Origin of the sequence: Dyella sp. RRB7 (assembly GCF_022761115.1) — a bacterium.
Taxonomy (GTDB): domain Bacteria; phylum Pseudomonadota; class Gammaproteobacteria; order Xanthomonadales; family Rhodanobacteraceae; genus Dyella.
The window spans coordinates 206367-225230 of sequence record NZ_JAKWJS010000006.1 but is presented as its reverse complement, the minus strand read 5'-3'; the positions used below and the strand labels follow the sequence as shown (position 1 = coordinate 225230).

The 18864-nt window shown below is 66.0% G+C and carries 17 protein-coding genes; 9 read left to right on the top strand and 8 right to left on the bottom strand.

Annotated features, from left to right (window positions below; all coding sequences use genetic code 11):
- Positions 1-360 precede the first annotated feature (360 nt).
- On the top strand, positions 361-600 hold the full coding sequence (locus MJ606_RS14770) for a hypothetical protein (protein ID WP_243050300.1): 240 nt from the start codon (positions 361-363) through the stop codon (positions 598-600).
- A gap of 18 nt (positions 601-618) precedes the next feature.
- On the opposite strand, the gene MJ606_RS14765 is transcribed toward MJ606_RS14770, so the two are convergent.
- Complete coding sequence (locus MJ606_RS14765) at positions 619-1092, bottom strand: Lrp/AsnC family transcriptional regulator (protein ID WP_243050299.1); 474 nt, start codon at positions 1090-1092, stop codon at positions 619-621.
- A 165-nt stretch (positions 1093-1257) separates the two neighbouring features.
- Between MJ606_RS14765 and ald the strand changes: the two genes are divergently transcribed.
- On the top strand, positions 1258-2376 hold the full coding sequence (gene ald, locus MJ606_RS14760; RefSeq protein WP_243050298.1) for an alanine dehydrogenase: 1119 nt from the start codon (positions 1258-1260) through the stop codon (positions 2374-2376).
- A 52-nt stretch (positions 2377-2428) separates the two neighbouring features.
- Here ald and MJ606_RS14755 read toward each other — a convergent pair whose 3' ends face one another.
- From MJ606_RS14755 to MJ606_RS14745, 3 genes are read right to left on the bottom strand one after another with little or no spacing between them, the layout of a single operon-like run.
- On the bottom strand, positions 2429-3901 hold the full coding sequence (locus MJ606_RS14755; RefSeq protein ID WP_243050297.1) for an efflux transporter outer membrane subunit: 1473 nt from the start codon (positions 3899-3901) through the stop codon (positions 2429-2431).
- Positions 3898-7068, bottom strand: a complete 3171-nt coding sequence (locus MJ606_RS14750) for an efflux RND transporter permease subunit (RefSeq protein ID WP_243050296.1) — start codon at positions 7066-7068, stop codon at positions 3898-3900. The genes MJ606_RS14755 and MJ606_RS14750 overlap by 4 nt, the downstream gene beginning before the upstream one ends.
- Entirely contained in the window at positions 7065-8201 is a 1137-nt protein-coding gene (locus tag MJ606_RS14745; RefSeq protein ID WP_243050295.1) for an efflux RND transporter periplasmic adaptor subunit, read from the bottom strand. Before MJ606_RS14745 ends, MJ606_RS14750 begins: the two co-directional genes overlap by 4 nt.
- A 151-nt stretch (positions 8202-8352) precedes the next feature.
- Between MJ606_RS14745 and MJ606_RS14740 the strand changes: the two genes are divergently transcribed.
- The gene (locus MJ606_RS14740; protein WP_243050294.1) at positions 8353-8961 is read left to right on the top strand and encodes a TetR/AcrR family transcriptional regulator; all 609 of its coding nucleotides are present in this window, start codon (positions 8353-8355) and stop codon (positions 8959-8961) included.
- A 61-nt stretch (positions 8962-9022) separates the two neighbouring features.
- Here MJ606_RS14740 and MJ606_RS14735 read toward each other — a convergent pair whose 3' ends face one another.
- Positions 9023-9307, bottom strand: a complete 285-nt coding sequence (locus tag MJ606_RS14735) for a hypothetical protein (RefSeq protein ID WP_243050293.1) — start codon at positions 9305-9307, stop codon at positions 9023-9025.
- 203 nt (positions 9308-9510) lie between these two features.
- Between MJ606_RS14735 and MJ606_RS14730 the strand changes: the two genes are divergently transcribed.
- The 3 genes from MJ606_RS14730 to MJ606_RS14720 are packed head-to-tail and all read left to right on the top strand — an operon-like array spanning position 9511 to position 11771.
- Positions 9511-10104 carry a TetR/AcrR family transcriptional regulator gene (locus tag MJ606_RS14730; protein ID WP_243050292.1) on the top strand — a complete coding sequence of 198 codons (594 nt, stop codon included), beginning with the start codon at positions 9511-9513 and terminating at the stop codon, positions 10102-10104.
- Positions 10101-10550 carry a PaaI family thioesterase gene (locus MJ606_RS14725; RefSeq protein ID WP_243050291.1) on the top strand — a complete coding sequence of 150 codons (450 nt, stop codon included), beginning with the start codon at positions 10101-10103 and terminating at the stop codon, positions 10548-10550. The genes MJ606_RS14730 and MJ606_RS14725 overlap by 4 nt, the downstream gene beginning before the upstream one ends.
- A 57-nt stretch (positions 10551-10607) precedes the next feature.
- Complete coding sequence (locus MJ606_RS14720) at positions 10608-11771, top strand: thiolase family protein (protein ID WP_243050290.1); 1164 nt, start codon at positions 10608-10610, stop codon at positions 11769-11771.
- Between the two features lie 15 nt (positions 11772-11786).
- Here the strand turns inward: MJ606_RS14720 and MJ606_RS14715 are convergent, their stop codons facing one another.
- Both MJ606_RS14715 and MJ606_RS14710 read right to left on the bottom strand, forming a co-directional pair.
- A complete protein-coding gene (locus tag MJ606_RS14715) occupies positions 11787-12326 on the bottom strand; it encodes a DUF6496 domain-containing protein (RefSeq protein ID WP_243050289.1) in 540 nt (179 codons plus the stop codon).
- 90 nt (positions 12327-12416) lie between these two features.
- Positions 12417-14273 (bottom strand): ABC transporter ATP-binding protein, encoded by a 1857-nt coding sequence (locus MJ606_RS14710; protein WP_243050371.1) that lies wholly within the window; start codon positions 14271-14273, stop codon positions 12417-12419.
- A 211-nt stretch (positions 14274-14484) separates the two neighbouring features.
- On the opposite strand from MJ606_RS14710, the gene MJ606_RS14705 reads away from it, so the two are divergent.
- Positions 14485-15123: a PadR family transcriptional regulator gene (locus tag MJ606_RS14705; RefSeq protein WP_243050288.1), complete on the top strand. Its 639-nt coding sequence runs from the start codon at positions 14485-14487 to the stop codon at positions 15121-15123.
- Positions 15116-15505 carry a transcriptional repressor gene (locus tag MJ606_RS14700; protein ID WP_243050287.1) on the top strand — a complete coding sequence of 130 codons (390 nt, stop codon included), beginning with the start codon at positions 15116-15118 and terminating at the stop codon, positions 15503-15505. The genes MJ606_RS14705 and MJ606_RS14700 overlap by 8 nt, the downstream gene beginning before the upstream one ends.
- Positions 15506-15516: 11 nt before the next feature.
- Here the strand turns inward: MJ606_RS14700 and nfi are convergent, their stop codons facing one another.
- Positions 15517-16215, bottom strand: a complete 699-nt coding sequence (gene nfi / locus MJ606_RS14695) for a deoxyribonuclease V (RefSeq protein WP_243050286.1) — start codon at positions 16213-16215, stop codon at positions 15517-15519.
- A gap of 86 nt (positions 16216-16301) precedes the next feature.
- Here nfi and MJ606_RS14690 point away from each other — a divergent pair, with 86 nt between their 5' ends.
- The gene (locus tag MJ606_RS14690; protein WP_243050285.1) at positions 16302-18737 is read left to right on the top strand and encodes a DUF3772 domain-containing protein; all 2436 of its coding nucleotides are present in this window, start codon (positions 16302-16304) and stop codon (positions 18735-18737) included.
- The last annotated feature ends 127 nt before the right edge of the window (positions 18738-18864 follow it).

Sequence of the window (18864 nt, the reverse complement as noted above, 5' to 3'; positions counted from 1 at the left end):
CAATTCACGTCGATTTGGAGACCTGGCGATCTTCGTCGCGAAGTCCGCTTCCGACCCAGAGCGGACCTTTCGAGTTGGCTGATTGAGCAACAGCAGCGGGTGTTCAAAACCAGCGCATTGTTCAGACCATGCCGGAACGCTGTTCAGTGGTCACCGTGATCTGCACACCAAAACTTGGCGTCACCCGCGGTCGTCTATGAGACCGCACCGCCGCCACCGCCACCGCCAGCGGGAGTGGTCTATTACTCCAATGGGTCTCCGCCGTGAGCGTCGCTGATTGAGCCCTCGCCCGTGCTCATCCGACAAGCCTTCATCAAGCCTTGTCGATTCCTTCAGGCGACTCTCTGAGCACATCCCACCATGAAAACCAGCATCCGCCACCTGGTCATGCCTGCCGCTCTGGCATTTTCGCTGTTTTCGATGTCCGCCTTGGCACAGGACACGAAAACGCCCAGCCAGGGCATCCCTTCGACAAGCGCGCCGGCCATGTCGAACCACTCGCAGAAGAACGAAGACTCGGCCCGGGTGCATGGAAGCACATCACCCATCACTGACGCCGACAGGCGAACGGCCAAGATTCAGGCCGGGACGTCACCGTAGAGCAGGATGGGTCGCGATTCACACCGGCAACGCGGTGGTCCGCTTCACCGTGCGTAGCGCCAGGGTGGACTGCACGCGCACCACGCCCGGCAGCTGGGTGAGGATGTCGGTATGGATGCGTTCGAAGTCGGCCGAATCGGCATAGACCACGCGCACCATGTAGTCGGCCGCGCCGGCGAGCAGGCAGCACTCGGTGACTTCGGGATGGCGCTGGATGGCGGCCTCGAAAGCGTCAAGCGCGGCGCGGCCTTGCTGATCCAGCGTGACCAGCACGAAGGCGGTGCCGGGCAGGCCCGCGGCCTTTTCGTCGAGCAGCATGACGTAGCGCGAAATCAAGCCACGCTCTTCCAGCAACTTCACCCGGCGCAAACAGGCCGAGGGGGACAAGTTGATCTGCAGGGCCAGCTCCATATTGGTCAGCCGGCCGTCCTGCTGCAGCAGTTGAAGGATCGCCCGATCCCGCTCGTCGAGGGCCAAATCAACCTGTGACATAAAATTCTCTAAATATGAAATTACACAGATTATTGTGCTACATGACGACCGAAAACGGCGCAAAATTGGCGAGAAATTGCTCAATACACCGATCATACTGCTGCGTCTCCGGCACCCAGACAACGCCGGTCCTGCAACCCTCCCACTAGCAAGAGAGATCCAGCCATGCGCATCGGTGTGCCCAAAGAAATCAAGAACCACGAGTACCGCGTGGGCCTCGTTCCGTCGTCCGTGCAGGAACTGGTGCACCACGGCCACCAGGTGCTGGTGCAGGCCGGTGCCGGCATCGGCGCCGGTATCACCGATGCTGACTACACCGCTGCCGGCGCCACCATCGTGGACGGCGCTGACCAGATCTTTGCCGAAGCCGACATGATCGTGAAGGTGAAGGAGCCGCTGGCGGTGGAGCGCAAGAAGCTCCGCAAGGGCCAGATCCTGTTCACCTACCTGCACCTCGCCCCCGACGCAGAGCAGACCCATGACCTGATCGCCTCCGGCGCGGTCTGCATCGCCTACGAGACGGTAACGGCCGCCAACGGTTCGCTGCCGCTGCTGACCCCGATGTCCGAGGTGGCCGGTCGCCTGGCGCCGCAGGTCGGCGCGCATTCGCTGGAGAAGGCCCAGGGCGGCCGCGGCGTGCTGCTCGGCGGCGTGCCGGGCGTGCCGGCGGCGGAAGTGGTGATCCTGGGTGGCGGCGTGTCCGGCACCCACGCGGCCACCATCGCCGTGGGCATGGGCGCCAAGGTCACCGTGGTCGATCGCTCGGCCGATGCGCTCAAGCGCCTGGCAGCCCAGTTCGGCACCTCGATCTCCACCGTGTTCTCCACCCGCGCGGCCATCGAAGAGCTGGTGCGTCGCGCCGACCTGCTGATCGGTACCGTGCTGGTGCCGGGCGCCGCCGCGCCGAAGCTGGTGACGCACGACATGGTGCGCACCATGAAGCAGGGTTCGGTGATCGTGGACGTGGCCATCGACCAGGGCGGCTGCGTGGAAACCTCGCACGCCACCACCCATTCCGACCCGACCTACGTGGTGGACGGCGTGGTGCACTACTGCGTCGCCAACATGCCGGGCGCGGTGGCCCGCACCTCGACCTTCGCGCTCAACAGCGTGACCCTGCCCTTCACCCTCGCCCTGGCCAACCACGGCTGGAAGAAGGCGCTGGCGCAGGACGCCCACCTGCGCAACGGCCTCAACGTGTCCGAAGGCCAGGTGACCTGCGAGCCGGTGGCCCAGGCGCACAACCTGCCGTACGTGAAGGCGGAAACCGCGATCGGCCTGTAAGGCCTCGTGCTCGTGGCCTCCCTGCGCCGATGCGCAGGGAGGCTACTGCGGCTCATCGAGCCGGCTGGTAACCCAGCGCTCCGCCACTCGCCTCCGGCGACGTTCCCATCGCCTGATACAACGCCGCGGTATCCACCAGGCGCGCGGCCGTGGCCTGCACATCGGACAACTTCGCGTTCTGCCAGCGCTGTTCGCTGGCAAGTGTGGCCGGATACGCCACCGAACCCAGCTGATAACGCGACCTGGCATCGTTGAACGATTGCCCGGCTGCCGCCGAGGCAGCCTGCGAGGACTGCAAGGTCAACGCATCCTGCTGCAGGGCGGCCAGCGAATCGGCGACATTCTGGAAGGCGTTGAGCACGGTCTGCTTGTATTGCGCCAGGCTGGCCTGGTAGTCCGCGATGGCGGCCTTGCGCTGCGCCATCAAGGCACCGCCATGGAAAATCGGCTGGGCCAGCGACACACCGGCGCTCCATATGGAACCTGCCCCGGTGAACAGCGCCGCTTCCTTGAACGCGGCCGAACCCAGCGAGGCCGACAGCGAAATGCGCGGAAACAGATTGGCCGTGGCGACACCGACCTGCGCCGAGGCCGCCTGCACGGCCGCCTCGGCGGCCAGCACGTCAGGCCGTTGCCGCAACAGGTCCGACGGCACGCTCACGGGCACATCGACGGGCAAGGACAGCTGCGCCAGTGGCAGCACCTCGGGCGCCTGGTCGGGCGTGCGCCCCATGAATACCGCCAGCGTGTGCCGGGCCCGCTGCGCCTGGAAGCGCAGCGGCGGCAAGGACGCATCCCATGCCGCCGCGTTCTGCTGCGCGGTGAGCATGTCATCGTGGGACGCCGCGCCAAGGCGATAGGCTTTCGCCGTGAGGTCCGCCTGCTCGCGCGCCAGCACGGCGACACGTTCGCTGATGGCAAGCTGCTCGGCCAGCGACGATGCGTTGATCGCCGTGATCACGATATTCGCCGCCAGCGCCCGCCGCGCGCCATCGAGCTGCAGGGCCTGCTGATCCACCTGTGCCGCCGCCTGCTTGATGCCGTAGCGGGTGGCGCCAAACAGATCGAAGGTATAGCCCAGGCTCAGCTGGCCTGCATAAACGTTGTAGAGATTGGTCGGCGGGCCAAGATCGGGCAGGCCCAGGGCACGCTGTCGACTGGTCTGGCCTTGCGCGTCGAGCGATGGCAGCTGCGTCGCGCCCACCTGGGCACGGAACTGCTGGTGCACCGCTTCCAGCGTATGCCGCGTCGCCTCCAGTGACGCGTTGTTGCGCAGCCCCTCGTCCACCCAGGCATCGAGCGTGTCCGAACCGTACAGCCGCCACCAGTCCGGCACCGGATGTTCGCCCTGGTTGAAATGCTGCGCCACGCCGCCCGCTTCCGCGCTGACCGGCGTCACCGGTGCCACCGTATAGTTTTCCGGCGAAGGCGCCGCCGGTGGTTTGGGCGGTGGCGCAAAGGAACAACCGGCAAGCCACACGGCAGTTGCCAGCGAGGTCAGCCTGAGCATGTTCGCGCGTTTCATGGTGCAACCTCCTGTGCCGGCTCATCGGCCCGCACGCGGAACCAGGCGGCGTACAACGCCGGCAGATAGAACAAGGTGAGTACCGTGGCCACGGTGATGCCGCCCATCAGCGCGGTCGCCATCGGTCCGAAGAAGTTGCTGCGCAGCAATGGAATAAGCGCCAGCACCGCCGCCGCGGCCGTCAACGTAATCGGCCGGAAACGCCGCACGGTGGCACCGATGATCGCTTCCCAGCGCGGATGCCCGGCCTGGATGTCCTGCTCGATCTGGTCCACCAGGATCACCGAGTTGCGCATGATGATGCCGAACATCGCAATGGTGCCCAGCATCGCCACGAAGCCGAACGGCTGGTGGAACAGCAGCAGCGAGCCGATCACGCCGATCAATCCCAGCGGCGCGGTCAACACCACCATGAAGGTGCGGCCGATGCTCTGCAGCTGGATCATCAGCAAGGTCAGCACGGCAATCACCATCAACGGCATCTGCGCATTGATCGAGTCTTGCGCCTTCTGGTTCTGCTCCACCGAGCCACCGACCTCGATGCGATAGCCCACCGGCAGATGACTGCGAATGCCGTCGAGCTGCTTGTCGATGGCGCTGGTGACGTCCAGCCCTTGCGCGCCATGGCGCGTATCGGACTGCACGGTGATGGTCGGCTGGCGGTCACGCTCCCAGATCACGCCGTATTCCAGGCCATAAGTGACACGCCCCAGTTGCGACAGCGGAATGGCCGTGCCGCTGGGCGTGGGAATCGCCAGTCGCTCGATCTGGTCGGGATGAATGCGATCGGCCTGCGGCGCGCGCAAGTCCACGGCAATCAGCTTGTCGCGCTCGCGGTACTGGGTCACCGTGGTGCCCGACAGCGTCATGGCCAGGAAACCGGCCACGTCCTGCGAGGTGATGCCCAGCTGGCGCGCCTTGATCTGGTCGATCTCGAAGCGCACGGAACGCTCCGCCGGCTCGTCCCAGTCGAACTGCACATTGCTGGTCTGCGGGTTGGCGCGCATCACGCCGGCGACCTGTTCGGCAATGCCGCGCACCGTCGCAATGTCGTCACCCTGCACGCGAAACTGCACCGGGAAGCCCACTGGCGGGCCGTTCTCCAACCGGCTCACGCGCGTGCGCACGGCGGCAAAGTCGCGCCGCAGCAGGCCATCGAGATAATTCGCCAGTTGTTCGCGCTGCTCGACGCTTTTGGCGGTGATCACGAACTGCGCGAAGTTCGGCTGCGCCAGCTGCTGGTCCAGCGGCAGATAGAAACGCGGCGCGCCGCTGCCGACAAAGCTGACGACGTTGGCGATCTCCTTGCGGTCCTTGATCGCCGCCTCGAAGCGCTTTACCTGGCCCAGCGTTGCATCGAACGAGGCACCTTCCGGCAGGCGCAGATCCACCAGCAGCTCGGGGCGATCGGAGCTGGGGAAGAACTGCTTGGGCACCAGCCCAAAACCGGCCAGCGCCACCACGAATATCGCCACCGTCGCGCCAAGCACCAGGAAGCGGCGCTTCAGGCAGAAATCGAGCCAGCCACGGAAGCGGCGATAGAACGCGGTGTCGTAGATTTCGATATCGCCGTCCTTGTGCACGATGGCCGCGGCTTTCGCCTTGCGCGCCGCGTTCCACCGCTGCGGCATCGCGCGCGCCCACCACTCCTCGCCCGGCTTGGCACGCTGGTGGTGCTCCGGCAGCAGGTGATAGCCCAGCAGCGGAATCACGATCACCGCCGCCAGCCACGACACCAGCAATGCAATCGCCGACACTTCGAAGATCGAGCGCGTGTACTCGCCGGTGCCCGACTTGGCCAGCGCAATCGGCAGGAAGCCCGACACGGTGACCAAGGTACCGGTGAGCATCGGGAACGCCGTGCTGGTATAGGCAAACGCGGCAGCGCGCACGCGGGTCCAGCCCTGCTCCAGTTTCACCGACATCATTTCGACCGCGATGATCGCGTCGTCCACCAGCAAACCCAGCGCGAGCACCAGCGTGCCCAACGACACCTTGTGCAGGCCGATGCCGAACAGTTCCATGCACAGCGCCGTGGCCGCCAGCACGAACGGGATGGAGATCACCACCACCATGCCGGTGCGGAACCCCAGGCTCAGCAGGCTCACCAGCAGCACGATGATCACCGCCTCGGCCACCGACTCCAGGAAATCGTCCACCGAATGGGACACCGCATGCGGCATGCTGGTGACTTCGGACAGCTTCAGTCCGGCCGGCAGGCGTTTCTGCAACGACACGGTCGCGCTGTCCAGCGCCTTGCCGAGATGGATGACGTCGCCACCCGGCTGCATGGTGATGCCGATGCCCAGCACCGGCCGCGCCATGAAGCGCATCTGCTGGCTCGGCGGGTCGTCGTAGCCCTTGTGGATGGTGGCGATGTCGCCGAGCCGGAAGCTCTGGTTGTTGATGCGCAACAGCGTGTTCTTCAGCGCATCGACATTGTCGAACTGCCCGGTCGGGCGCACGAAGACACGGTCGTCCCCCGTGGTCAGCACGCCCGCCGCGGCCACCGCGTTCTGCTGGTTGATGGCCTGCGCCAGCTGCTGCGGGCTGATGCCCAGCTTGGCAAGCCGCGCGTTGGTCATCTCGATATAGACGTGCTGGTTCTGGTCGCCAAGGAAGTCGACCTTGGCCACGCCGGGCACGCGCAGCAGTTCGGCGCGCAATTGATCGGCGTAGTCATGCAACTGCGCCGGCGTGAAACCATCGCCTTCGAGTGCGTAGATATCGGTGTAGACGTCGCCGAATTCGTCGTTGAAGAACGGCCCCTGCACACCCGGCGGCAACTGCGCGGCGATGTCCCCCACCTTCTTGCGCACCTGATACCAGGTATCGGGCACGCTGGCGGCGGGTGCGGAATCCTTGATGTTGAAGAAGATCAGCGACTCGCCCGGCCGCGAATAGCTGCGCAGGAAGTCGATCGATGGCGTCTCCTGCAGCTTGTGCGAGATGCGGTCGGTGACCTGTTCCTGCACCTGCTTGGCATCGGCGCCGGGCCAGAAGGTCTGCACCACCATCACCTTGAAGGTGAACGGCGGGTCTTCCGACTGCGACAGGCGGCTGTACGACAACAGGCCGAACAGCGCCACCATCACCATGACGAAGAACACCAGCGACTGGTGCCGTAGCGTCCAGGCCGAGAGATTGAAGCGACCCTCCTGGTTCATAGCGGCGCATCCTCCGGATGCGGCGGAGCGATCGGCGCCACCTTCTCGCCGGCGGACACGGTGTGCACGCCCTGCATCACCACGCGCTCGCCGGCATGCAGCCCGCCGCCGACCAGCACGTCACGCTCGCCGTAGCGCAGCACGCTGACCGGGCGCAGCTCCAGCGTCGAGTCGTTGGGACGCACCACCCACACCGCCGGCCGTTCTCCCTGATGGAACAGCGCCGTCGCGGGAATGCGCACGCCCTGGGCCGCCTGCGACGAGGCCGCCAGGCTGACCTGCGCCGTCATGCCCAGGCGCACCTGCGGGCCGGGCTGGTCGAGCCCCAGCTTGATGCGATAAGTGCGCGACTGCGGGTCCGCCGACGGCGCGATATCGCGTACATGGGCAGCGAGCGTTACGCCGGGCAAAGCCAGCAGCGTCACCGTGGCGGCCTGCCCCACCGCGATGCCGGCAAGGCGGTCCTCGGATACATCGATGAACACGTCGCGGTCGCCGGACCAGGCGAAACCGAATACCGCCTGGCCCGCCGCCACCACCTGCCCCACGTCCGCCTGCTCGCTGGTGATGCTGCCATCGCGATCGGCCACCAGCGTGGTGTAACGCGACTGGTTCTGTGCCAGCGCCAGTTGCTGTTTCGCCTGGTCGCGCGCGGCCAGCGCCGAGGCGTAGGCATCGTGCGTCTGCTCCAGCTGCAGCTGGCTGATCAGGTTCTGCTTGGCCTGCGCGTCGTCGCGGTCGCGTTGTTGCGTGGCGAAGGTCAACCGATGTTCCGCCGCTTCCAGCGCGGCCTGTGCGGAGGCCTGCGAACGGGTGGCGTCGGCATCGTCGAGCTGGGCCAGCACTTGGCCCTTCTTCACCGTGTCGCCCAGATGCGCCTGGCGGGCGACCAACTGCCCACCCACGCGGAACGACAGCGGCATCTCGTAGCGCGCATGCACCTCACCGGGAAAGGGTTGACGCAGCGCGCCGTCGGCCGCCTGCACCGGCAAGGCAATCACCGGCCGCGCTGCCTCTTCGGGCGGCGCACTTTTGCCGCAGCCGGACAGCAGGGCCAGCGCCGCCACGGCAAAAGGCAGCCATCGACGTCGCGTCGGCACGTCAGCCGACACGCGGAAATCACGGTAAGTCACGGGTCACTCCTGCATACGGGGACACGGCGGCAAACGCGGCAAAGCCGCCATCCACCGCCACGAATTCATCGGTGCATACAAATACATTGTTGTATTTGAATTCACAAGTGCACACGGATGCACGCGGACGGGCGCGTGCTACCATCGGTCCATGGCACGTAAGCGATTGACCCGGGAAGAAAGCCGCGATCAGACCCGCCAGCGATTGCTGGAGGGTGCGACTGTCATCATCGCCAAGAAGGGGCTGGCCGCCAGCAGCGTGGAGGACATCGCCGCCCACGCCGGTTACACCCGCGGCGCGTTCTACTCCAACTTCAAGAGCAAGAACGATCTATTCATCGAACTGCTCAAGCACGATCACGCGGATATCCAGCATGGCCTGCAGGAAATCCTGGACGCGGGCCTGTCGATCGGGGATATGCAGAAGCAGCTCGAGCAGTTCTACATGCAGTCCTATTGCGGCGAGAACAGCTTCACCCTGTGGGCCGAGGCGCGACTGCTGGCATTGAGGGATGCGCGCTTCCGCACCCGCCTCAATGCGCTGATGATAGAAAAGCGCGATGTCATCGCCTACTTCATCCAGGAGTTCTCGGCGCTGATGGGCACCACGCTGCCCGCCCCCGCCGCCGACCTTGCCCTGGGCACCATGGCCATGATCGATGGCGTGCGCTTCTTCCACGAGTCGATGCCCAACGAACTATCCAACGAAGCGGCGCAGAAGATGCTGAGCGCCATCTTCACCAAGACGTTCTTTTCCTGAGGCAGCCCGCGAAGGGAACGCATCGCCAGGACGAGGGCGACGCGTTCCGAAAGCGCGAGGATCACTCCTCGGTGTCGTCTTCCTCTTCTTCCTCGTCCTCTTCCTCGTCTTCCTCAAACTCGGCCAGTTCTTCCACGCGCAGGAAGTTGGCTTCGAGATCGGCGAAGCCGATGCCCTTGCCGTCTACCCGCATGGGGCGCACATCGCGACGGCTGACGCCGTTGTTGACCGTTTCGACCAGCGCGAAGCAGACCAGGGCCTCGGCGCTTTCCTCGCCGTCCTCGTCGTAGACAGCGACCCACCCGGTGGCGGGCATGATCTGGATGATGGTTTCTTGGCTGGACATGACATCTCCGGGTTGGCTAAACCGATTAGCGTGCCCGACGCCCAACACCGCTGCAAGGGAAATGGCCGCTCATGCGGGCTGGAGCCATTGCGCACCGGCAGTTCGGCCGTCCGGCCCGTGAATGCCATGGCAAGACGCCGCGCCACTTGCGCAGCCGCGACGTAATAGTATGATTGATATCATACAAATGAGGTGGAACTGCCATGCGCTACAACGCCGAACACAAGCAAAAGACCCGCGCCAAGGTGTTGCAGGTAGCGGCCAAGGCCATTCGCGCCGAGGGGCCCGATCGCGTCGGCGTGGCCGGCGTGATGGCCGAAGCCGGGCTGACCCATGGCGGCTTCTACGCCCATTTCCGCTCCAAGGACGAACTGGTGACGGCCGCCATCGAGCAGATGTTCGAGGAGTCCCGCGCGCGCATCCGGCATGAAATGGATGGCCGTGGCCCGGCCGAGGGACTGGCTGCCTATATCGATTTCTATCTGTCGAAGAGGCATCGCGACGCGCGCTCGGCCGGCTGCCCCATGGCGGCGCTTGCCTCGGATCTGCCGCGCTTGTCCGAAGCGACGCGCGAACAGTTCGCCAGCGGCGCGCAGCGTCTCACCCATGCGATCGCTGAAAAACTGCAAGCGCTTGGGCATGCCGACGCGCAGGCCCAGGCGCACTCGGTGGTGGCGGAACTGATTGGCGCACTGTCGCTCGCGCGCATCGAACCGGAAGCGGCACGTTCCGATGCCATCCTGGCCGACTCGCGCCAGCTGCTCAAACAACGGCTGGGCCTGGAGGCGAAGGCATGAGCCTGATCACCGAGATCGGCCACGGCCTGAGCGGCCTGGAACAATTGCGCGCGTTCATCGCCTCGGGCAAGCGCCCGGGCATCGGCGACGCGCTGGATTTCGACCTGGTCGAGGTGAACGAAGGCTTCGCCGCGTTCGAAGGCGTGCCCGGTCCGCATGCCTACAACCCGATGGGCATGGTGCATGGCGGCTACTTCGCCACCCTGCTCGATTCGGCCTGCGGCTGCGCGGTGCATTCGCGACTCACCGCCCAGCAAGGCTATACCTCGCTGGAACTGAAGACCGCATTCCACAAGGCCATGACCGGCGAGACCGGCCGCGTGCGCGCCGAAGGACGCGTGCTCACCATCGGCCGCCGCGTGGCGTTTGCCGAAGCCAGCCTGCTCGATGCACAGGGCCGTCTCTACGCCACCGCCACGTCCACCCTGCTGGTGTTCGACCGATAGACCACCCACCCGCTGGCGACCACGCATCGCCGGCGACATCCCCACAGGACGCTTCCCATGATCGATGCTGTCATCGCGGGCTATGTCCGCACGCCTTTTGCTTTTGCGCGCAAGGGGCCGCTGGCCACCGTGCGACCGGATGACCTGGCCGCCATCACCCTCAATGCGCTGGTGCAGCGTGCCAATGTCGATCCTCGCCTGATCGAGGACGTGTTGATGGGCTGCGCCTATCCGGAAGGCGTGCAAGGCGACAACATCGCTCGCATCGCCTCGCTGCTGGCCGGCCTGCCCATCGACGTGGGTGGCGCCACGGTGAACCGCTTCTGCGGCTCCTCGATGTATGCCATCCACATGGCCGCCGGCCAGATCGCGATCGGCGCGGGCGAAGCGCTCATCGCCGCCGGCGTCGAGAGCATGACGCTGGTGCCTCAGGGCGGCCTCAGCTTCTCGCCCAATCCGCGCTTTGCCAGTAACGAGCACCCGGATGCGGAGGTCGCCATCGAAGCCTATGTCACCATGGGCCAGACTGCCGAGAACGTGGCGCTCAAATACGGCGTTACCCGCGCCGACCAGGAGCAACTCGCCTACGAGTCGCAGCAGAAGGCGGCGGCCGCACAGGCGGCGGGACGTTTAAAGGACGAGATCGTGGCCGTCACCACGGCCGAAGGCATCGTGGTCGATCATGACCTGTGCCTGCGCCCGCAGACCACGCTGGAAGACCTCGCGGCGCTGAAGCCGGCATTCGGCGAACACGGCACCGTGACGGCCGGCACCGCCTCGCCGCTTACCGATGGCGCGGTCGCCGTACTGGTGACCTCGGCGGCCTTCGCCCAGCGCCACGGCCTGGAGGTGCTGGCGCGCATCAAGTCCACCGCCATTGCCGGCGTGGCCCCGGAGTTCATGGGCATGGGTCCGGTGCCCGCCACGCAGAAGGCCCTGCAACGCGCAGGCCTGAGCATCAGGGATATCGATGTGGTGGAGATCAACGAGGCATTCGGCTCGCAGGCGGTCGCTTGCCTGCGCGAGCTGGGCATCGACCGGGACACGGTGAACATCGATGGCGGCGCTATTGCCCTGGGCCACCCGCTGGGTGCCACCGGTGCGCGCATCACCGCCAAGGCCGCGCAGATTCTGCGCAGGAACGGCGGACGCTATGCCCTGGCCACCCAATGCATCGGCGGCGGACAAGGCATAGCGACCATCCTGGAAGCCGTTGGATAAACCCCGCAGGTGATTTCAGCGCCCGCGTGCCCGCATGGTCCGGGTGCGCGTGGCGCGGGTAGCCCCTGCGGCACGGCTGCCGGCCTTCCTCGTGCGCGCGGCCTTCTTGGCTGCTGCCTTGCGCCCCGCCGCACCCTTGGTGCGCGCCGCCTTTTTCGCCGAGGCGGAGCGTTCGGCCGCCGTGCGCTCCCCGGCCGCCTGGCGCGCATGTCTGGCCAACGCCGCCTTGGTCACCGCCGTAGTCCCTTCGCGCTTGAGCGCGTTGGTGGTGGCGCGGCTTCGCCTGGCCGACGTCGCCTTGGCGGCCTTCCCGGCCACCGGTTTCTTGCGCGAACTCTTTTTGGCCACCGCGCCCTTCTTGGCCGGCACATCGATACCGGCCCGGCGCGCCTGCGAAAGACCGATCGCGATGGCCTGCGCGGCCGAACGCGCACCATGCTTGCCTTCGCGGATACGGTCGATCTCCTCGCGCACGAACTCACCAGCCTGGGTGCTCGCCGATTTGCCTTCGCGCTTGTCCTTGCGCGCACGTGCCAGGGCTTTTTCAGTAGGCATCACGCTGCTCCGGTGTCGGAAGGAAGGGTGATGCTGCAGGCACGCCCGTGAAGCACGAGGCAAAAAAAGCTCAACAACCCGCGCCCGCATTCAGGCAATCGCACTGTCCTCGGCGGGATCTTCCGCCGCGACGAAGCCGCCGGTCTGCCGTTGCCATAGCCTCGCATAGAGCCCGCCGCGCGCGATCAGTTCCGCATGCGTACCGCTTTCCACGATCTGGCCCTTGTCCATCACCACCAGCCGGTCCATGCGCGCAATGGTGGAAAGACGATGCGCAATGGCGATGACGGTCTTGCCGCGCATGAGCATGTCCAGGCTGTCCTGGATCGCCGCCTCGGCTTCCGAGTCCAGCGCGGAGGTGGCCTCGTCCATCACCAGGATAGGCGCGTCCTTCAGCAGCACGCGGGCGATGGCGATGCGCTGGCGCTGGCCACCGCTCAACTTCACGCCGCGCTCGCCGACCAGGGCGTCATAACCGGTGCGGCCTTCGCCGTCGACCAACTGCGGGATGAATTCCTCCGCCCTGGCCTTGCGCACGGCCTCGCGCAGCTGCGCTTCGGTGGCATCGGGCCGGCCGTACAGCAGGTTGTCGCGAATCGAGCGATGCAGCAGCGAGGTGTCCTGCGTCACCACGCCGATCTGGGCGCGCAGGCTTTCCTGGGTCACCTGCGCGATGTCCTGGCCATCGATCAGGATATGGCCGCCTTCGAGGTCGTACAGCCGCAGCAGCACATTCACCAGGGTGGTCTTGCCGGCACCGGATGGGCCCACCAGGCCGATCTTCTCGCCCGCGCGCACCGACAGGTTGAGGCCGGAGATCACCCCGCCCTGCTTGCCGTAGTGGAAGTGGATATCCTCGAAGCGCACGGCGCCGTTGGTCACCTGCAGCGGCATCGCGCCCTCGCGGTCCTGCACCGTGCGCGGCCGTGAAATGGTCTCAATGCCGTCCTGCACCGTGCCCACGTTTTCGAAGATGCCGTTGATCACCCACATGATCCAGCCGGACATGTTGTTGATGCGGATGACCAGGCCGGTGCACAACGCGATGGCGCCCACCGTGACCTTGCCCTGGCTCCACAGCCACACCGCCAGCGCGGTGGTGCCGACGATCAGGAAGCCGTTGAGCGTGGTGATGCTGGCATCCATCGCCGTGGTCAGTCGCGTCATCGCGCGCATGCGCTTGATCTGCTCGCCCATGGCCTCGGCGACATAGGCTTCTTCGCGCTGGGTATGCGCGAACAGCTTGAGCGTGAGGATGTTGCTGTAACCATCGACGATGCGCCCCATCAGGCGCGAGCGCGCCTCGGACTGCCGCCACGAACGCTCCTTGGTGCGCGGCACGAAATACGCCAGCGTCGCCACATAGGCCACCAGCCACAGCACCAGCGGCAACGCCAGCCAGTAGTCCGCCTTGGCGAACATCACGATGGCGCTGCCGGTGTAGATGGCCACGTACCAGATGGCGTCGACGATCTGCACCGCCGATTCGCGCAGCGCGCCCGACGTCTGCATGATGCGGTTGGCGATGCGGCCGGCGTAGTCGTTCTGGAAGAATCCCAGGCTCTGGCGGATCACGTAGCGATGGTTCTGCCAGCGGATGCGGTTGGTGAGGTTGGGCACGATGGCCTGGTTCACCAGCAGGTCGTGCAGGCCGATCAGCACGGGGCGGGCGATCAGCGCGACAAAGCCCATCCACAGCAGTTCGTGGCCGTGCAGCTGGAAAAAGTCCGCCGCCGGCGCGCCCTTGGCCATATCCACGATGCTGCCGATAAAGCCAAACAGCGACACCTCGACGATGGCCACGCCAAAACCCACCACGATGGCGGCGGCGAACACCGGCCACACCTGGCGCAGGTAGAACACATAGAAGCGCCACACCGACTGCGGCGGCATACCGTCGACCGGCTCCTTGAAGGCGTCGATCAACGATTCGAACCAGCGGAACACCATGGGGGAATCGTCCTTGGGAAACAGCGGGGCGGGTGGCTATGGGGTGAAGGCACGCTAAGCGGCTTTCAAGCTGGGCGAAGACGAAACGCTGATGAGGACGCTCGCGTCGTTCCCGCCTTCGCGGGGATGGCGAGCATGGTCCCACTTGCGCTCCGCGAATATTACGATATATCTTAAGACCGTTACTTAAGATATATCGGAGTTAGTCATGCGATTTCGTCATTTGTTCGACCGGCACCACCATCATCACGAGGGCCGCGAGGCCTTTATCCGCGAAGCCATCGGCCGGCGCGGGTCCGAGCGCGGCTTCGGCCGGGGCTTTGGCCGCGGCTTCGGCGACGACGAGGGTCACGGCCATGGCATGGGCGGCCGTTTTCGCGGCGGCCGCGTGTTTGGCCACGGCGACCTCAAGCTGATCCTGCTTGCGCTGATCGCCGAGCAGCCGCGCCACGGCTACGAGCTGATCCGCACCATCGAGGAAATGTTCGATGGCGCCTACGCCCCCAGCCCGGGCGCGGTGTACCCCACCCTCACCTTGCTGGAAGAACTGGGACACGCCAGCGTGGAAACCGGCGATGGCAAGAAGCTCTACACCATCACCGAGGAAGGCAAGGCCTTCCTGGCCGCCAACAAGGAAGCGGTGGACGCGGTGATGTCGCGCATGGAAAGCACCGCCAGGATGTTTGCGCGGGCGGCGGCGCCGATGGCGTTGCGCGAAGCCATGCACGAGCTCAAGCGGGCGCTGTTCATGCACGGCGGGCCGTGGAATACGGCCGAGATCAAGCGCGTGCGCGACATCATCAAGCAGGCGGCCGACGAGATCGCCAAGGGCAACCAGGATGGCTGAGCCTGCCCGCACGATGGCGCACGACGGTACCGAGGTTCTGGTCCGCGCCGGATTGCGGGCCACGGCACCACGCCTGGCGATCTGGCAAAGCCTGTGCGAGGCCGATGACGAACCCGACGCCGTGGAACTGCTGCGCCGGGCCGCGATCATCGAGCCGCGCACGAGCCTGGGCACGGTGTATCGCTTCTTGCGCGAACTGGAACAGCGAGGCCTGGCGGCCTCGCGCCCCATCGCCCATGAGCGTGCGCGCTGGCGCACGGGCCCCGCCGACGATGCCACCACGCCACGCGATCCCGAAGCGATTGCCGCGGTGGCCCGCCTGGCGGCGGCCTTTGGCTATCGCTTGGTACCCGTGGCCAACGCCATGCCCGCACCGGAATGACCGCACACCGGTCAGACGCGTGGGCGGCTGGCCTGGTCCCTGCGCGATGCCAGCCGATCCGCCAGCCGCGTAGGTTCCGGCAGGCGGTACTTGGTGCAGTACGCCAGCACGAGTCCAGGCGTCGCCTCCATGCTCACGCGATGACCGGGTGAAACGATCAGCGGCCGCACGTTGTCCTTGCTGCGCAAGGCATAGCCAATGACTTTTCCCTGGTAGCGCAGCGGCGCACGTTCCCCGCGAAGCGGGCCAAGCTCATCGTGCACGCCCACCAGTATCGACTTGGCCACCCCGATCGCCGGTAGCCCGGTGACCACGCCCAGGTGCGCGGCGATGCCCAGCCCGCGCGGATGGGCCACGCCCAGGCCATCCACGAAAACCAGGTCCGGCACTTGCGGCAACTGCCCCAGCGCCTGCAACAGCGCCGGCAATTCGCGAAAGGAAAGCAGCCCGGGGATGTACGGCATGCGTGTCGGCAAACGGGCCACCACTTCCGCCAGCGGCTGCAGCGTGAGCGCATCGAGCAACACCGCCGCCGCGCGTGTCACCGCCCCGCCGTCCTCAAAGCCCACGTCCACGCCGGCCACGTGTCGCAGCGGTGGGTGATCGTCCACCAGGCGCACCTGGCGGGCCAATGCAACCTGCAACGCGCGTGCCGCGGCGATATCGCCGTCCCATGGCGGCATGGTGAATAGCGGGCGTGACTGATCCATCGCGAAAGCGTGAAGCAGGCGAACTGAACCAACCGTCAAGGCAATTATTCATTGACCGGTCCGTGACGCGCCCGGATCATGCCGCCATGCCTATCGTGCTTCGCTTGCTGCTGATCCTTCTCATCGCCCTCGGTGGCGCCACTCCACTGTGCGCGCAGAACGCGCAGGGCCCGGCGCAGATTCCCCAGGCCACGCTCGCCAGTCCCGACCAGCTGAGCGCCCAGCTTGACCAGATCAAGCAGGCCATCACCGACAAGGGCAAGCTCACCGATACCTTGCTTAGCGATGCGCGCGCGCGCGCGACCGCCGTGCAGCAGCAAGCCGACCAGCTGACGGCCAGCCTCACGCCGCAAGCCGAAACGCTGCAGGCCAAGCTCGACGTATTGGGGCCGCCGCCGGAGAAAGGGGCACCGGCGGAAGCACCCGAGGTGGCCGCCCAGCGCAAGCAACTCAACAAGGACAAGAGCGACCTGGCCGGCCAGATCGCCCAGGCGAAAACGCTCAGCCTCGAAAGCCAGCAATTGGTCACGCAAATCGCGGCCCTGCGCCGCGAGCTGTTCCAGGCTCAGATCAGCCAGCGCACGGCCTCGCCGCTCAGCATGGCCTTCTGGCAAGGGCTGGCGCAGAGCATGCCGGACGATCGGGCCAACGTCGCCCTGCTCGGCAAGACCGTAAAAGGTGCGCTGGCACAGGCCTGGCAACCCGCCAATCGCCTGCCGTTCATCGCCTGCCTGCTGGCTGCCGTGGCCCTGCTCGCGGGCGGGCGTCGCCTGCTGGAACACAAGCTGCTGGAGATGGCGGCCAAGTACCTGCCGTCCGGCCACCTTCGCCGCAGCGCGATGGCATTGCTGATCACCCTGTGCACCACGTTCACCTACGGTCTTGCCGTGTGGCTGATCTACCTGGCGGTGAACTGGGGCGGCGTGTACGACCAGGACCTGGATGACCTGGTCCGCCCGATCGTCAAGTTGATGTTCTTCGCGGCAACCATGGCTGGCCTGGGTCGCGCGATGCTCAGCGTGAAGCACCCGTCCTGGCGCCTGCCGCCCATCTCGGACGACCTGGCCAAGCGGCTGTGGCCGTTTCCCACCATGCTGGCCTACAGCACGCTGCTGCTTGGCCTGATCGAGCGCGTCAACAACGACATCGGCGCCAGCCTCGCAACCGCGATGGCCGCCAACGCGCTGACCTCCACGCTGATCGGCGGCCTCATCGGCGCGGCGCTGATCCGCATGGGTCGCGCCCGTCGCGCACTGCTCGCCCGGGGTGAAGCACCGGCCGAGCGGCCGCTATGGGTGGGTCTGCTGGTGGCCTGTGCCTTCATCGGTTCGTTGCTGACCTTGCTGGGCGTGCTGACCGGCTATATCGCCCTCGCCTTCTTCGTGGCGCGGCAGATGCTGAGCACCGGCTTCCTGATCGCCGCGCTCTACGTGCTGATGCACCTGATCAACGACCTGTGCGAATCGTTGCTGTCCCCCGACTCGCCCACCGGCGCGCGCATGCAGGAAACCTTCGGCATCGCGCCGGCGCGCCTGGAGCAATCGGCCACCGTGCTGTCCGGCGTGGGCCGGGTGTTCCTGTTGCTGCTGGCCTTGCCGCTGGTGCTGGCGCCTTATGGCGCAGGCCCGTCCGAGCTGGTGGATCGCGGCACGCGGCTGTTCGCCGGCCGCTCGCTCGGCACGCTGACCATCAACCCCAGCAACATTTTCAACGCCATGCTGGTGCTGGCGATCGGCTTCATCGTGGTGCGCCTGCTCAAGCGCTGGCTGGGCAAACAGCTGCTGCCCAAGACCTCGCTGGACGTGGGCATGCAGATGTCCATCGTCACCCTGCTCGGCTATGTCGGCGGCATCCTGGTCTTCGTGCTGGTGCTGGGTGCGCTGCAAGTCGACGTGCAGAGCATTGCCTGGGTGGCCAGCGCGCTGTCCGTCGGCATCGGCTTTGGCCTGCAGGCCATCGTGCAGAACTTCATCTCGGGCCTGATCCTGTTGGCCGAGCGCCCGGTGAAAGTCGGCGACTGGATCAGCATCAGCGGCGTGGAAGGCGACATCCGCCGCATCAATGTGCGCGCCACCGAGATCCAGCTCAGCGACCGTTCCACCATGATCGTGCCCAACTCGCAGCTGATCACGCAGAACGTGCGCAATGTCACCCTGGCCAACGCGCTTGGCCGCGTGCAGATTCGCCTGCCGATGCCGATGAGCACGGATGCCGCCAAGGTGCGCCAGATCGTGTTCGACATCCTGCGCAACTATTCCGGCACGCTCAATACGCCCTCGCCCAGCGTGCAGCTGGACAGTCTCGATGCCGGCTCGCTGATGTTCATCTGCACGGCCTATGTAAGCAATCCGCGCGATGCCAGCAATGTGAAAAGCGACCTGCTGTTCGAAATCATCGACCGCCTGCGCCAGGCCGACCTGCCGCTGACCACGCCGCAGGATATGGTGGTGCGCACCCTGCCGCAGGAAGGCAATGCGGCGGCGAACCCTATGACCACGGTGATGCCGGGGAATGGGACTTGATGGCGCTCATCGGTCTTGTGGCATAGGTGTGGCGTTGACGCCAGGTTGCCGCCTACGCGGCGGGCGTTTCGACCTCCTGCCGGAGGCCGAGTCACTTCTCTTTGCCGGCCCACGCATGCGCAGGAGC